At 50.3% G+C, this 14,877-nt stretch carries 14 protein-coding genes and 1 riboswitch; all 14 genes read right to left on the reverse strand.

What is annotated here, in order from left to right:
• Window position 1 precedes the first annotated feature (1 nt).
• The 14 genes from BLT35_RS07315 to BLT35_RS07380 all read right to left on the reverse strand — a co-directional run bounded on the left by BLT35_RS07315 (window position 2) and on the right by BLT35_RS07380 (window position 14,651).
• Window positions 2–1,024 (reverse strand): LacI family DNA-binding transcriptional regulator, encoded by a 1,023-nt coding sequence (locus BLT35_RS07315; protein ID WP_062410596.1) that lies wholly within the window; start codon window positions 1,022–1,024, stop codon window positions 2–4.
• Window positions 1,021–1,887: a sugar phosphate isomerase/epimerase family protein gene (locus BLT35_RS07320; protein ID WP_062410595.1), complete on the reverse strand. Its 867-nt coding sequence runs from the start codon at window positions 1,885–1,887 to the stop codon at window positions 1,021–1,023. Before BLT35_RS07320 ends, BLT35_RS07315 begins: the two co-directional genes overlap by 4 nt.
• Before the next feature lie 29 nt (window positions 1,888–1,916).
• A complete protein-coding gene (locus BLT35_RS07325; protein WP_074727410.1) occupies window positions 1,917–3,107 on the reverse strand; it encodes a DegT/DnrJ/EryC1/StrS family aminotransferase in 1,191 nt (396 codons plus the stop codon).
• Between the two features lie 20 nt (window positions 3,108–3,127).
• Window positions 3,128–4,159, reverse strand: coding sequence for a Gfo/Idh/MocA family protein (locus BLT35_RS07330; protein ID WP_062410593.1), 1,032 nt, complete (start codon window positions 4,157–4,159; stop codon window positions 3,128–3,130).
• 113 nt (window positions 4,160–4,272) lie between these two features.
• Complete coding sequence (locus BLT35_RS07335) at window positions 4,273–5,607, reverse strand: extracellular solute-binding protein (RefSeq protein WP_062410592.1); 1,335 nt, start codon at window positions 5,605–5,607, stop codon at window positions 4,273–4,275.
• 555 nt (window positions 5,608–6,162) lie between these two features.
• Window positions 6,163–7,407 (reverse strand): N-acetylglucosamine-6-phosphate deacetylase, encoded by a 1,245-nt coding sequence (locus BLT35_RS07340; protein ID WP_217634701.1) that lies wholly within the window; start codon window positions 7,405–7,407, stop codon window positions 6,163–6,165.
• Window positions 7,408–7,513: 106 nt separating this feature from the next.
• Window positions 7,514–7,840: a hypothetical protein gene (locus BLT35_RS07345; protein WP_054817310.1), complete on the reverse strand. Its 327-nt coding sequence runs from the start codon at window positions 7,838–7,840 to the stop codon at window positions 7,514–7,516.
• A complete protein-coding gene (locus BLT35_RS07350) occupies window positions 7,837–8,019 on the reverse strand; it encodes a hypothetical protein (RefSeq protein ID WP_062410591.1) in 183 nt (60 codons plus the stop codon). The genes BLT35_RS07345 and BLT35_RS07350 overlap by 4 nt, the downstream gene beginning before the upstream one ends.
• A gap of 197 nt (window positions 8,020–8,216) precedes the next feature.
• Window positions 8,217–8,345: riboswitch (cyclic di-AMP (ydaO/yuaA leader) on the reverse strand.
• A gap of 83 nt (window positions 8,346–8,428) precedes the next feature.
• A complete protein-coding gene (locus tag BLT35_RS07355) occupies window positions 8,429–8,650 on the reverse strand; it encodes a hypothetical protein (RefSeq protein WP_062410590.1) in 222 nt (73 codons plus the stop codon).
• Between the two features lie 237 nt (window positions 8,651–8,887).
• Window positions 8,888–9,937 carry a glycoside hydrolase family 130 protein gene (locus tag BLT35_RS07360; RefSeq protein ID WP_062410589.1) on the reverse strand — a complete coding sequence of 350 codons (1,050 nt, stop codon included), beginning with the start codon at window positions 9,935–9,937 and terminating at the stop codon, window positions 8,888–8,890.
• Between the two features lie 63 nt (window positions 9,938–10,000).
• Window positions 10,001–11,422, reverse strand: a complete 1,422-nt coding sequence (locus BLT35_RS07365; RefSeq protein WP_062410588.1) for a phosphomannomutase/phosphoglucomutase — start codon at window positions 11,420–11,422, stop codon at window positions 10,001–10,003.
• Complete coding sequence (locus BLT35_RS07370) at window positions 11,403–12,449, reverse strand: glycoside hydrolase family protein (protein WP_074727411.1); 1,047 nt, start codon at window positions 12,447–12,449, stop codon at window positions 11,403–11,405. Before BLT35_RS07370 ends, BLT35_RS07365 begins: the two co-directional genes overlap by 20 nt.
• A 10-nt stretch (window positions 12,450–12,459) precedes the next feature.
• Window positions 12,460–13,614, reverse strand: coding sequence for a glycosyltransferase family 4 protein (locus BLT35_RS07375; RefSeq protein ID WP_074727412.1), 1,155 nt, complete (start codon window positions 13,612–13,614; stop codon window positions 12,460–12,462).
• The gene (locus tag BLT35_RS07380; protein WP_074727413.1) at window positions 13,611–14,651 is read right to left on the reverse strand and encodes a nucleotidyltransferase family protein; all 1,041 of its coding nucleotides are present in this window, start codon (window positions 14,649–14,651) and stop codon (window positions 13,611–13,613) included. The genes BLT35_RS07375 and BLT35_RS07380 overlap by 4 nt, the downstream gene beginning before the upstream one ends.
• Between the last annotated feature and the right edge of the window lie 226 nt (window positions 14,652–14,877).

Consider the following 14,877-nt stretch of genomic DNA (forward strand, 5'->3'; position numbering starts at 1 on the left):
ATCAACCTTCCGTTTCTTTAAGATGATGTAACCGTCTGACCGATGATCGAACGATGAGCTTTTGCTCGAACATGATATGCTGAAACCCTGAAACGCGCCGCCCGAAAATACGGTCGAACAGCGTCCAGGCCAATGCTTTCCCCGCTTCATAAGTCGGAATCGACACGGTTGTCAGCGGAAACGTAGTCAGTTCGATGTCGTCAAACCCGACGACGGAGACATCCTCCGGCACCTGGAGTCCGGCCTCCAGCAGCGCTTTAACGGCACCGATGGCAATCACGTCATCAAAGCAGATGATCGCGGAAGGCCGATCCGTCATTTCGGCGATCCGATGGCCTATGTCCATTCCGTCCGTTATTCCGTTCGCATCATGAAACACAAACCTTTCATCCACCTCAATGCCCTGCCCCTTCATCGTATCCACAAATGCGGCATAGCGCATTTTGGCCGCTTTGGAGGTTTTGGGGCCGCGTACAAAACCAATGCGGGTATGCCCCATGGACAACAGGTGCTCCGTCACTTGGCGTCCGCCGTCATAATCGTCGAATTCATACGTATCGCAGGACAAGCCGGGAATTTTGCCGAGCAGCACAAACGGGACGTTCGTTTTTTTCAATTCAAAAAAATGGTCGAATGTGACTTCCTCCAGGAGCGGAGCAATGATCAAACCGTCTACCCTTTTGCGGACCATGGCCTGAATGTGATCAATCTCGGCTTGATGATCCTCGCCGCTGCTGCATAGAAATACGGTGTACCCATGCTCACCGGCAATTTCCTGTACCCCTTTGGTAATGTGGTTGTAAAAAGGGTTTGTGATATCCTTGATGATCAATCCAATGGAACCGGTCGATCTTGAAGATAAGCCTCTGGCGATTTCGTTAGGCACATACCCAAGCTGTTCCGCTGCCTTCAGCACCTTCTGGCGGGTCTTCTCGGAAAAACCGCTTTTTTGGTTCAACACTCCGGAAATCGTGCTTTTCGCGAGGCCCGTAGCTTTGGCAATATCGGCGATCGTCACGTTCATAGCTGCACCTCCCCTTGTGAGAGCGCCCTGCGCAAGCCTGACAGTGTCAACCGGGTTCCTTCCGCAGCCGTCCCGCCCTCGGGAATGTAATGCGTCTCAATGGTGTACAGCCCCCGGTAACCATCTCTCTCCAAAGCGGAAATGTGAGCCGCAAACGGAACACGGCCGTCTCCGATCGGCACGCAGCGCGGCGTTCCGTCGGGCTCTACCCGGGCGTCTTTCAAGTGTACATGACCCAGCACATCTCTAATCTGTTCATATCCGTCAGGGAATGCAGGCTTTCCCCCATAGGCCTCATTCCCAGGATCCCAAAGCACTTTGACGGCTTCGGATGCCACGCCGCGGACGAAACGCCCTACTTCCTCCGCGTATCCTCCGTTGCAGGAAGGCTCGTTTTCCAATAGCAAGGTGACATCCTCCCGCTCCGCGATCGCTGCCGCCGCCTTGAGATGCGCGACGATGTCGGCTTCATACTTCATCGGATCCTGTTCCCGCCAGAACGAAAAAATGCGGATTCTTCTCGTCCCGAGTTGTTTGGCAATTTGAATTGCCCTGTGCAATTTATGGTAATGCGCTTCGACCGCTTCCTCCGGCTGACCAAACGTGTCTCCGGCTGAAACCGGACGCGCCGGGTCTAAAGCGCATTTAAATACAGGTGAGGCTATGGCGGAGACAAACAATCCCCGCTTCTCTACTTCCCGGCGCAGGTTTGCCAACTCTTCGTCGGATAAATTCATGACATTCCTTCTGTTAACCATGCGAATTTCCACATGCTTTAGCTGATGCTCCACAATCCAATCCAGAGCTTCCTCCACATGCGGGGATACTTCGTCGGTTAACACGCCCACACGATCCCATATCATTGGGTAGGGTACTCTCCTTCCTGCAGGAACTAAACCGATTGCACGACCTTGCGAATGGCTTGAGCAATATCGTGCATGTCTTGTTCGTCCCCTAATAAAACATTTTGCGGAAGCCACAGGGCTTCTTTTTCACATGCGCGTTCGGCTACCGGACAAGAATCCCTGCGGGCTTGCCCTGTCCTCTTGCGAATCTCTTCCGAAATCGCGCGGTTTTGGTTTAAAGCCACATAGCCTTCATGAACGGGAATGCCTTCCGCGTTCAGCATACGGCATACATCGCTTTTATTCAGCTTGTCGGCCAGATCCTTATGCAATTTGAAAATATACAGATGATAAGCGTGCCGGGTAACCTGCGGGTCCGTTGCCAACGGACTTACGCCATCCACATCTTGAAGCAGTTCATTCAGGAGGCGGGCATTCTTCTCACGGACGGCCATTTGCTGTTCCAGTCTGCTGAGCTGACCGATAAGCAGGGCCGCCTGAAATTCGGTCATGCGTAAATTCCAACCGATCACTTCATGCTGGTACCAAGCACCGTCACGGATGCGGCCCGCGTTGACCAGCGACCAGGCTTGATCCGCCAAGGCTTCGTTGTTGGTCAGAATCATGCCGCCTTCGCCGGAATTGATATTTTTGGACGACTGGAAGCTGAATGTGCCCAAATCGCCGATAGCGCCTACACCCGTTCCGTTCCAGCGGGCCCCTGCCGCTTGCGCCGAGTCCTCGATGATGCGCAAGCCGTGCTTCTCGGCAATCGCCTTCAGCCTGGTCATGTTCGCCGGCGCTCCCCCGATATGCACCGGTACAATCGCCTTTGTCCTCGGGGTAATCAGCGCCTCCACTTGATCCGGATCGATCAAAAGCGTTTGTTCCTCCACATCGGCGAATACCGGAATCGCTCCGAACAGGAGCGGAGCCGCTGCGGTAGCAAAGAACGTGTAAGGAGGTACAATGACCTCGTCACCGGCTCTTACTCCGGCCGCTTGAAGGGCTATAGCGATGGCCACCGTCCCATTCACGACCGTCACCGCATACTTCGCATCATGAAGCTCGGCAAACAGCCTCTCCGCTTCGGGAAGCTTGCTGCGGGTTGCTCCACCCCACTTTCCCGAATGCAGAACCTCAAGCAGCAGCTTTTCTTCCAACTGGTCATAAATCGGCCATTCCGGGAATGGCTTCGTTCTCACCGGACTTCCCCCATCTATTGCCAATTTTACCACATCCGTCTCCTCCTTGGCGTCTACACCTTGACTTCTTTACCCGACCTTGCCGATTCGTATATGGCCAGAATCAGATCAACCGACTTTCTGGCCTCCTCGCCGTTCACGTGAGGCTCACGATTGCCGCGGATCGCCTGAATCATATCGTCCACGTAAAAGTAGTGACCGGCACTGGAAATCTGCTGCGGATTGCTGCTTGAGGCCAGGCCGAGCGTATCTTCCAACACCGGGGCCGGTTCGTCATGCCCCATGAACGTCCATTGCTTGATGCCTTCATCACCGAATTCGATCGTCCCTTGATCTCCGTGAATCTCAAACCGGGTCTCCTGACCCGGATAGACGGAGGTCGCGGCCTGAATGATGCCGAACGCTCCGCTCTTATATTTCAATGCCGCAACGGCCGTATCTTCCACTTCAATCTCCCTAGCCAGCGTGGCCGTGTAAGCGAATACCGACTCGACCTCACCCATGATATACTGAATCAAATCTACGCCGTGAACCCCCTGATTCATAAGAGCCCCGCCGCCGTCGAGCCTCCAGGTTCCGCGCCAGCCGCCGCTCTTGTAATACTCCGGACTGCGGTAGTACTTGAGATAAGCATTGCCGAGAACGGGCCTGCCGATTTTGCCGTCCTGCAGCGCCTGACGGGCATGTAGCATGGCCGGCATCAAGCGTCTTTGAAATACGCATCCGAGCTTCACTCCCGCTTTGCGGCAAGCATCGATCATCGCGGTCATCCGGTCGCCGTTGATATCCAGAGGCTTTTCACAAAGCACGTGCTTTCCCGCTTGGGCGGCGGCTATCGTCACATCGCTGTGAGAACCGCTCGGCGTGCAAACACAGACCACATCAATGTCCTCCATCTTCAGCATTTCCCGATAATCCTTAAACAAGCGAGCGTCCGTAAGTCCTTCCGTCAACCGTCCTGCCTTCTCGGTGCTGTTGTCGGCGACCGCCGCCAACTCTGCATCCGGATGCTGACGGATGGATTCTGCGTGATACTTTGCAATCACACCGGCACCCACGATAGCGAATCTGATTTTGTCCGGCATACTCCCACCCCAACTGGCAAACCGGGCCCGACCGTGACCATCGGACCCGGCTGCGGTTTAGTTAGTACTGCTAAAATTGTAGGTTGTTAATGATTTCGATCATAAACTTCCTTTTATTCCGCCAATCGGCCTGCTTTTTTCAAAATATCGTTCGTTTCCTTTGCCGCATCATTCAGGAAAGCTTTCATTTTATCCGGATTATCAACAAAGGATGGATCCGTAAACCCTTTGGTTGCCAGACGGTCGGCGAATTTCGTCAGAATTTCATCGAATTCGGGCAGTGGCGGATACATTTGCAGGTCCTGCTTCACAAAGAACGCTTTATACTGCGGATATTCCTTATACACGTCATTGAGATCCAGATCATTGCGGGCCGGCAGCCAGCCGCTCATCGTGATGATTTGCTTGTGATTCTCCGGCTTGGTCAGGAAACGGATGAAATCCCATGCCGCCTCGGCTTTCGCTTTATCCGTACTAGAGACATAATAGTTGATCAGACTGATGACGTTGGCTTTGAGCGGAGCGGCATCATAATTTAGATCGGGAGCTTTTTTCTTCGTGTCCATAATGACATTGGATTCACGAATATAGAATGCAGCCAGGTTCGTCTGGAACGCTTCCGTGTCGTGCTTGAGCTTCGGATCGTCCGTTTTGAACTTGTGCACCATGTCCACATACAGCTTCAACGTTTGGTAACCCTCTTCGGTGTTATAATTCGCCGTATATTTTCCCGGTGACACTTCCTTGACGATACTGCCGCCGCGCTGGGCCAGAAGGTTCCAGAATTTCTCCCCGACGCCGCTGCCGCCGCCGCTTAACCGCAAGCTCATTCCCGCCCGCTCCAGATTGCCGGAAGCATCGCGTTTGGCCAGTTTTTGGGCATATTCCAGCAGATTATCGACGTTAGGCGGCTCTGTCAGCCCGGCCTCCTTCAGCATGTCTTTGTTGTAATAAATCGCTCCGGCCCCCATGAAAGAAGGCACACCGTATGGTTTACCGTTCACGCTGGTCGTATCGACGATCAACTTCTCGTGAATCCCGGAATTCACGTACTTCACGAGATCCTCGGGGGTGGTTTGAATCAAGCCTCCCTCAATGTAGCGGAGCGCCAGGTTTGGATTTAAGGGGAGGATATCCGCTGCGCTTTTGGACGGAAGCGCCGCAGCCACCTTCTTTTCGTAATCGCGCAGCGGGAAAGAAGAGACCTCAATGGATACGTTCGGCTTTGTTTTTTTGTATTCCTCAGCCATTTTTTTGAAATACGGATCAAGCTCCGGCCATCCTGTCCAGATGGAAAGACTCACCGCTTGATCTGCCGGCTGGCCCCCACCGCCCTGTGCATTTCCGCCTGCGGGGGCCGGTTCGCCGCCGCCCGAACAGCCAGACAACATTGCCGATAATACCAACACACCTGCAAGACCGCTTGAGACTGCTTTTTTAGATGCCATTTTGCAATCACTCCCCTAAGTTATTTACGTTTCGCCATCGAACATGTCATGCCAAAACCGAAAACCAGCAGAAGTTTACCTCACGCTTTCTAACTTGCGACTACCTACACTTCCTGACGTGGGTGCAGCGGATGATCACTTCCCCCTTCTGATAGTGAATACTATTGATTCGGCTCATTTTTTGAACCGGTTCAAATAAGGACTAAAAAATAATACGCTGCTCTCAAGCAATTTATGTTATTTATATTAACATCAAAAAACGGAATTAATCAATATAAATTTGATTAACATAAAATTAATAACATATATATAACATAATTTGTCGTGTTAATGTTGTGACCTTTGCGTTTCTAGTGGGATATTAGACGATTGCCATAAAACCAATCACCTTCTACAATTATGCAAGCGCTTGCAAATGGATTTAAATTTGTTAAATGGCTTGCAACTGCAACCATTTAACATCATTTTCGACCATTTTGGGACGAAATTTTTGAACCGTTTCAAATCAAATTATAGCGCTTTCATTTTTTTATCGTCAATGGTAGATTTCTTTATTCACAAATTTTCCTGCGCAGCTGAATATACCGTTTGTCCACGTTTTGTAACGGCAAGCATATCGATCCTGCCGTCCTCTGGATTCAGAGTAAAGGTCAACAAATCCGCCATTCCATTCGGCCGCACCTGTCCAAGCAGCGGCTCTCCGATTAAGCGGGCAGGCATGATCGTAGCCAACCTTATGGCTTCATGGAGACTCGCTGAAGTAAGCCGCATATAGGTTTGCACACAGTCTGCAAGGGATACGGCCGCTCCGGCCAAGAGCAGCGGATCGGCAACCATCTGCAGCCGCCCGGAAGGAAGCAGCTCCACTTCCCCGCCAACGTGCGTCTTGTAAATGCCCGGCTTCATATGGGCCAAATGCACCGCATCGCTGACAAGAACTATTTGATTATTCTTTGCCCGCGCCATCACCTTCATGACAGAAGGATGCAGATGATGTCCGTCGGAAATGATGCCCGGAGTCAAACGGTCGTCGGAAAGCTGTGACCAAATATAGTTCGGATGCCGGGGAAGCTGTGCATGCGCTCCGTTCCCCAGATGAGTGGACATTCTCGCACCGGCATCGGCAGCCGCAATAATTTCATCGTGAGACGCGGCCGTATGGCCTATGCATACGAGGATGCCTTCTTGAACAAGCCTGCGAATCATCTCGACAGCTCCCGTGCGTTCCGGCGCCAATGTCACCATACGGATGCGCCCGCCCGAGGCTTCCTGCCAAGCGGTAAACTCTTCCCAGTCGGGATCCTTAATATGTTCGCGGGGGTGAGCGCCTCGCGGACCGTCCTGATCAGACAAGTAAGGTCCTTCCAAATGGACGCCCAGCACGCAGCTGTCTACGATCGGATCCCGGCTGCAGGCCAGACGAATCGCCGTTAAACTGGAATGAATCTGTTCGAATCCGGCCGTAATAATCGTCGGACAAAAAGAAGTCGTACCCGTTCGCAGCACTTCCCGTGTCATTTGCCGAATCGCTTCCACACGTTCCTCCAGGTCCGCATCAGCCCTATTCAGATCATAGCCAGCAAAACCGTTAATTTGCAGATCGATCAAACCGGGACAAATCCAGACTTCCCTTTCGTTATCGGCACGCTTTTGTTTCTCTGTGGGCGTGACGGAAAAGATGCGTTCGCCGACAATGCTGACGCATACATATTCCCCCGTTGAAACCAGGCTGCCATATATTTCACGCGGGTTTGTTTCGATCGTAAACACCTCTTTCTTTATTGTATTCACTTCATCCATCCAATACATATTTGTACCGGTTCAAAATTGATTATGACCTGCTGACATAGAGAGTGTCAATGGAGTTAATAAAAATATCCCCCTGGAAATGGGGGATCTTGGTTCATTATAAGATCAATATCATGGCATTCCACAGCGCATCGCACAGCTCGCGACCCTTCACTTCAAGGCTTGAAGTCTTGATCAGCCATTCTTCGTAAATCTTATCAATGCGAATATAGCTGTCATATTGATGCAAATACGCCAGCATTTGACCAATCGTCAATAACGGGAGCGCTTTCTCTTTATGAAAACCGCCCATGTAGTAGATCATCTCTTCTTGTCCGCTGTAAAAGATATATTCCCCTTCTTCCGGATGCCATTGTTCGCGCAGTTTTTCTTGCTGTTCTTTGGATAGCTGCTGTAAATGAGCGGCAGTAATTCTCTGAATCATGGCATGTTCCTTTCCTCTGTCTTTAGTTTATTGCTTTTACGTTTATCCAAAACCTCTTCTTTGGTAGGTACGGTTAATTCGCTTTTAGGCCGGGTCATCCCATCATCACAATAACAAAATCCCTGTTCATCCTTATATAAAATTTCAACGACTTTCCCATCTCTTGTTTTCATAATCATAGCTTTACAGCATCTCCTTTTAAAGAAGAGTCCTCTCCTGCTCCACTCCTCCTTTAAAATTCGCCGCATCAAAAAACCCGCAATAAGCAGCATGACCGCAGATGCCTTTGACGATCAGCAGCTATATGGCGGGTCTAACAAAACAAAAAGACCCGCAATACGGGTCAATGTAAACCATCATTCGAATAAAAAATGAATTTGACCCATCTAACTGCTGACGAGGTTAGCTGCCGGGCTCGGGAAAGATGGTTCCCTACATCATGATTCGCCCCAGAAAATTGGTTCCCCCGCTTTCCGATGACTCGGAAATTAAGCGTACTATAATAATACCTAATAGTTAAACATTCGTCAATCAAAGAAACGCTTTTACTACTATTTATGCTAATATATTACAAATATTCCCATAGGATCACATCTTACCTTTTTTAATCCAAAATACGATTCTGAGCGTGCCAATGAGGGCGACCGATAAAAGCGCAAGCAACAAAACCACCCAAGTACCTAATCTATCGATCTCACTTAATCCACTGGCATTCGCCATCACAAAGACGCCGACCGCAATACAAAGCAAATATAAGCATATATTGGGGATGATCCAGGCTACTCTTAATTTCACATTCTTCTTATTCATAACACTCACTCCCCATTATAAAACCGCCGCTTCATTTTAAAACGTATTCAAGATATATAACTATTATAACCACATCATCATAAAGGTAACAGCCCGCTGAAAAAAGAGTCATCCTCAAACGACGTGTGACCTGTTCGGACTGAATACGTTTAGAAAGATGCTAAAGAGACTGTCCCAAAAGTTGATGTCTTTCTTGTGAAACAGTCTCCATTCGCTCCTTCATCGCCGGGTTGCCGGTCAAACCTGTTCCAATTGCTCCAGAATTTCACTCATTTCTACCTCAGCATAACACATAGAGGTATCCGCTGCGCCATAATAAATTTTTACCTTGCCGTCTTCATAAAGCGCCCCGCAGCTGAAAACGACATTGCCAAAAAAACCTTCTTTTTCATAGTCCGTTTCCGGCTCCAAAAAAGGCTGCGTACTGCGGGCGATGACGCGCCAGGGCTGTTCCGAATCCAGCAGCACGGCCCCCAGGCAATATCTATTATTGCGATCGGCGCCATGATAAATTTCCAGCCACCCCTGTTCGAGTTTAATAGGAACGCAGCTTCCCCCTATTCGTGCTTCATCCCACAGGCCCGGCCGGCAGCCCATCAAGAAACGATGATTCCCCCAGCAAAGCAGGTCGGGAGATTCCGCCAACCACATGCTTGGTTTGCCAAAGCTGGAGCTGGAAGGCCGATGAAGGGCATAATATTTGCCGTTAATTTTTTGCGGAAAGATGACGATATTTTTGCTGTCCGGTTGGAAAATCACGCCCTCGCGTTGAATATATGCAAAATCTTTCGTGGAAGCCAGGCAGGTTGTAATTCCCAGGTTGGACACGGCCGAATAATTGATAAAATACGTATCGTTAATCTGAGTGATCCGACAATCCTCAATTCCGTAAATCTCATATTGGTTTTCCGGAAATAAAGCGGGACGGTCATCGATCTCAAAATGAACGCCGTCCTTGCTCCTCGCTATTCTCAAATAGGAAAGGGACGTGAGCAATGAGCCTTCCGGTGTAGCGATGCCCCTAGCATCTGAAAAATCATATCCCGGGACTCCCTTTTCCAGTTGATTGATCCCCATTCTGCCGTTGGCGACGTCGTAGTACGGACTCAATCCAACGTTCGGATCGCGGTGTACCGGCCTTTCCGCTACGCGCAGAAGCAGCAGGATCTCATCTCCGTAACGCATGACACCGGCATTAAAAACGCCTATGACTTCATAATCTTTAAGGTATGGACGAATATCTTTGGGCTCAATGATCGGGTTGCCGATATATCGGGATACTTTCATTGCATGTAACCCCCTTCCAAGCAGTCCAAATCCATGTTCCACTCCTTAACCGGGCACTGCCAATTACCAGTTGACTTGCAGGCTTCCGGATGCAGTTTTCAAGGCCTTTTCCAGTTCCGACTTGATTTCATTCAACCCTTCCTCCGTTTCCGCTTCCGCACGCAATACTAAAATCGGCTGCGTGTTGGAGCAGCGGACAAGCCCCCATCCTCCAGGGAACAAAACACGAATTCCGTCCACCTCGATCATCTCATGACTTCCATGAAAGTAATGCTTCACTTTGTTCAAAATGCGAAGCTTGGCGTCGTCGCTGCACGGAACTCTCGTTTCAGGTGTTGCATAATAACGGGGTACATCCTTAAAACAATCCGAAAGACGCTTATCCGTATGGGTCAATATCCGTAGGAGCCGACCGGCCGCATACAGGGCGTCGTCAAATCCGTAGTATTCGTCACGGAAAAATAGATGACCAGACATTTCGCCGCTGAACGGCGTATTCAGCCTGCGCATCGTAGCTTTGATATGCGAATGCCCGGTGCGGTGATACACCGGCTTGCCGCCGAGTCTCTCGACTTCTTCCACCAGCGCCTTTGAGCATTTCACCTCAATTAAAGCGTCACAGCCGGGATATCGGGGAAGAATTTCGCGCCAGAACAGAATCATTAATTGATCGCCCCATAACACGTTCCCCTGCTCATCCACGACGCCGAGCCTGTCGCCGTCTCCGTCGAAGGCAATACCAATATCAGCCTTCGACGCTCTCACCTTGTCGATCAGATCTTTCAAATTGTCCGGATCCACAGGATCCGGGTGATGGTTCGGGAAATCCGGGTCGGACTTGCAATAAAGCTCTATTACTTCGCAGCCCCAGTTTTTCAACGCTTTCGGAACAAAAGGAGACGGCGTGCCATTGCCGCAGTCCACCACTACTTTTAATTTTCTCGGGCCAAGTTTTATTTTTTCGGCCAGCATGGTCAAGTACGGCTCCTCCACGTCTTCGCGCTTCAGCAGACGCATGTTCCATCTGTATTTTTGCGGTATGTCCTCCTCTTCCGAAAGCCGGCGCATCCCTTGCCGCAGCTCTAGAATCGCGTTTCCATAAATGGTCGAATAGTCCATCGCAATCTTAAATCCGTTCTCGTCACCGGGATTATGGCTTGCAGTAATCATTACACCGCAGGGCGTTTTTAGAAATTCAAGCGCATAGTAAAACATCGGTGTCGTGACTTCCCCTATATCCACGACGTGACAGGACGCTTGGTGCAAACCGGAAATTAGCGCACGATGAAATTCCGGAGACGATTTACGGTTGTCACGGCCGACAATCACCTTGTCGGTTCCCGTAGCCCTAACCTTTTCCCCAAACGCTTTGCCAAGCAAGTAGCAGAAAGAAAGATCGATTTCCGCGTAGGCTTTTCCGCGAATATCATATTCCCGAAAAACCTGGGTTGGCAGCAGGTTACGTTTAGCATCGATAAGCCGCATAGTTCTCTGCACCTCTTTTGTTCGCGTTAAGTTTCAGATAAACAGCCTCTGTCAATAAATAAGATAGTGTAGATTCCGCTCCCTGGTTCAGATTCGGACCCTTTTCCCCCAATCCATCGTATCCGCTCCCTTCCAGCGCGTTGCACATCGGAACCCCCGCATCGTTCTCGCCGTAAAACCAGCCCCTGCATTTACCTACGATCTCTGCATAACGGGCTTTTCCTGTCATTTCGTAGGCTTTGGAAGCGGCCAAAGCGAGCTTCATGACATCGATCGGCTGTTGATCCCACAGTGCTCTGTACTCTGGCGTACACCATCCCCTATTCCCTACCGGACGAATATGCCCCTTCTCATTCAGCGATAACCGGATTAGAAAATCCAGGCTTTCTACAGCAACGTCAAGAAGCTCATTGTTTTTCATAGCCTCATACGCGCAAAACAATCCCCAGGGGATAATCCCGTTGCTGTAGGATAATGCCGGTTCGTACCATAACCATTGCGGCCTGGCATGGGTCCGGTAAGCATGAAGCAATTTCGCCGCCAGTGCCGCCAATACAGCATCCAAGTCGCGCGGATAGTTATGGCGAATCAAGAGACTTATCGCCGCCATCGCGTAAGCAGATCCCCGCAGGTATTGCAAATTGGCCACCTGGTTCATCGCCTTTTCAAGGATTTCTTTTGCCGCAAGCGCGCGTTCCCGATCCTGCAGCTTTATAAAAGCGAGCGCACTGGCCCACAAACAGCGTCCCAGGCAATCATCCGAGGGCGTTTCGGCTTCTCTCGTCCGATCAAAAGCGATGTTGTTGTGAAAATGTCCGTTTTCGTTTTGTGTCCAAAGCAAAAAGGAGAGATACGTATCGATGAGCGAATATAAACCGTCAGCTTCCTTCTCGGGAACATAATCAAGCCACTCCAGGCACGCCCAGAGCGCCCGGGCCTGGTCGTCCGTGCTGTAGCCCTCCTGGCGGCGGGGAATGCGGCCAAGAGCGTGCTCTACGATTCCGGTATCATCAGTCAGCCGAAACATATGCCGAAAACTAACTGATGACGGATTCACGTTCCCTCACCTCGGCGAACAAGCTTGCGTGCTGCCTTCCGATTACCGGCCAATGCATTGTTTCCCCGATACGCTCCATTCGTTTGTTCCAGCTCTTCAATAAAGGATCGTTGGTCAACAGCGAGACCGTTTTATCGATCCATGCCTGTTCATTTTCATAAGGCAAAAGCAGTTCCGGATAGTCGGAAAGCAAATCCTGCGCATAAGCGTAGGGCGTGGATAATACCGGCCGCCCCAACCCGACGGCGTATGCCAATGTGCCGCTTGTAATCTGTTGCATCCCCGGGTAAGGGGTCACATAGATATCGCATGCTGAAATATGCTTGATCAGTTCGTCCTCGTCCATGTACTTGTCAATCATTGCAACATGCTGCTGCATACCGCTGGTTCGAATTTGTTCCTGCAGCTCGTTCCGATAGGACTCTCCTTCCCGCTTCCTGATTTCCGGATGCGTTTGTCCGGCAATCACATATAAAACATTGGGAATCCTGCGTGCGATTTCCGGCAATGCCTTCAGGATCAGTTCGATGCCTTTGCCACGGCTCAGCAGCCCGAACGTCATGAGCACTTTTCGGTTCTGCCAGCCAAGCTGCTCCCGGACATGCTGCCTTTTTTCCGAACTCGGCTCTGGTGTACCGTGGGGGATAAAGCAAATTTTTTCTTTCGGGATTCCGTACGCTTCTTGCAAATAGGCAATTGCCTTCCGGTTCATCACGATGATCTTTGCGCTTTTTTCCGCGATTTCCCTCTGGATCGAGGCGTAGGGTGGCTCGGGTTTCTTGAAAACCGTATGAAAGGTTGTGATGAGAGGTTTTTTTAGATTTTGGATAAAGGTTAAGATGTGAGCTCCCGCTTCACCGCCAAAGATCCCGAATTCATGCTGCAGGGAAACAACGTCGATATCGGAGCCATTTATTTTCCTCGCCATTTTGGCGTAATCTTCAACTTGATTGCGCTGAAGCGGCCACAAAACGGGATCATCGGACCGGTCGGCCGGGTTTTCCGTGAGCACAACGACGGGGTCCTTCCCTTTCCAACCCTTGGCGTTATTGACCGCCTGCCTTAAATGAAACGTATAGGTGGCCAGCCCGCATTTTTGAGGCACGTACGTACTGACATAAGCCACTCGAGTCATGCTTGCAGCACCCCCATTCGATTCATGACCGCTTCATGCAAAATATGCTTCGAGCCCAACTCAAGATCGTAACCGAAAATGCAGTTGCTTAAATGGGTAGCGTCGTTTATTTTGCAGCGGTCCCACATAATGGTTTCGGAACAGCGCACGTTACGGCCGATCACACAATCGTTTCCGATTACGCTGAACGGCCCGATAATGGAGCGTTCCCCGATAACCACGTTATCTCCGATAAGAACCGGCGGAATGAGCAGTACACCGGGGCCAATATCGCAGTTTTTGCCCAGCCAGATTCCTTTTCCGCTTTCTTTGCCGGGGATCGGAAGGTTGTTCACGCGATTTAACACATCCCAATGAATTCGGCGGTACCTGTCTTTGGTTCCCATGTCCATCCAGTATCCCGAAATCACTTTTCCGTAAACACCTACATTCCTGGTAATCAGCAGAGGGAAGGTTTCACGCTCGATGGAAACTTCCCGATCCGGGGGAATGAAGCTCAGCACCTTTTTTTCCATCACATAAATTCCCGCATTGATCCGACGTGACGGCGCTTCTTCCAAACGGGGCTTTTCGACAAACCGAAGGATGCGTCCGGCCCCGTCCTGCTGCACGACGCCATATTGGGTGGGATCGTCCACCTCCGTCAAGCCGATAGTGACATTTCCCCCGTGCTTCCGGTGAAATTCCAATAAGGGATTAAGGTCGATTTCATGAACGATATCCGCGTTGACCACGATAAACCGATCGTCAAGATAACGCTCCGCGTTTTTGATGGCTCCGGCAGTGCCTTTGAGGGAATCTTCCATCGCATATTGGATCGTGATCCCCCATTTCTCTCCATTGCCAAAATGATTCTGTATTTTCTCCGGATGATGCTTGACCGCGATAACGAAATTTTGAATACCCTGTTTTTTCAAATGAACAATCACATGCTCCAGCCACGGACGATTGGCGATTAAAGCCATCGGTTTGGGCAATGTTTCCGTGAGCGGCTTTAACCTGGTTCCGAGACCTCCGGCAAGCAGTAATGCATTCATACGGCAAATACCTCCTATCAAATGAATCAATAACAGGCCCTGTATGTCAACCCCCTGTCTGGCAATGAGAGTCGCACTTCATCATGTTTTCATACCGGTTCACCCCACAAAAAAAGAAGACATGATCATAGGTGAAATTCTTTACCGTCATGTTCCCACGATCAATAAAAAGCTTCAAATATGATTGTCTTCTTCATATCATTTTTTGTTAGCGGTCTAATGAGAC

The sequence above is a fragment of the Paenibacillus naphthalenovorans genome (assembly GCF_900099895.1).
GTDB lineage: Bacteria > Bacillota > Bacilli > Paenibacillales > NBRC-103111 > Paenibacillus_G > Paenibacillus_G naphthalenovorans.

Bases quoted from the DNA above. Each gene is read 5' to 3' on its own strand.
- BLT35_RS07315 (WP_062410596.1), bottom strand. From the start codon at position 1,024: ATGAACGTGACGATCGCCGATATTGCCAAAGCTACGGGCCTCGCGAAA.
- BLT35_RS07320 (WP_062410595.1), bottom strand. From the start codon at position 1,887: ATGATATGGGATCGTGTGGGCGTGTTAACCGACGAAGTATCCCCGCAT.
- BLT35_RS07380 (WP_074727413.1), bottom strand. From the start codon at position 14,651: ATGAATGCATTACTGCTTGCCGGAGGTCTCGGAACCAGGTTAAAGCCG.
- BLT35_RS07375 (WP_074727412.1), bottom strand. From the start codon at position 13,614: ATGACTCGAGTGGCTTATGTCAGTACGTACGTGCCTCAAAAATGCGGG.
- BLT35_RS07370 (WP_074727411.1), bottom strand. From the start codon at position 12,449: ATGTTTCGGCTGACTGATGATACCGGAATCGTAGAGCACGCTCTTGGC.
- BLT35_RS07345 (WP_054817310.1), bottom strand. From the start codon at position 7,840: ATGATTCAGAGAATTACTGCCGCTCATTTACAGCAGCTATCCAAAGAA.
- BLT35_RS07330 (WP_062410593.1), bottom strand. From the start codon at position 4,159: ATGCCGGACAAAATCAGATTCGCTATCGTGGGTGCCGGTGTGATTGCA.
- BLT35_RS07340 (WP_217634701.1), bottom strand. From the start codon at position 7,407: ATGGATGAAGTGAATACAATAAAGAAAGAGGTGTTTACGATCGAAACA.
- BLT35_RS07355 (WP_062410590.1), bottom strand. From the start codon at position 8,650: ATGAATAAGAAGAATGTGAAATTAAGAGTAGCCTGGATCATCCCCAAT.
- BLT35_RS07350 (WP_062410591.1), bottom strand. From the start codon at position 8,019: ATGATTATGAAAACAAGAGATGGGAAAGTCGTTGAAATTTTATATAAG.
- BLT35_RS07365 (WP_062410588.1), bottom strand. From the start codon at position 11,422: ATGCGGCTTATCGATGCTAAACGTAACCTGCTGCCAACCCAGGTTTTT.
- BLT35_RS07335 (WP_062410592.1), bottom strand. From the start codon at position 5,607: ATGGCATCTAAAAAAGCAGTCTCAAGCGGTCTTGCAGGTGTGTTGGTA.
- BLT35_RS07360 (WP_062410589.1), bottom strand. From the start codon at position 9,937: ATGAAAGTATCCCGATATATCGGCAACCCGATCATTGAGCCCAAAGAT.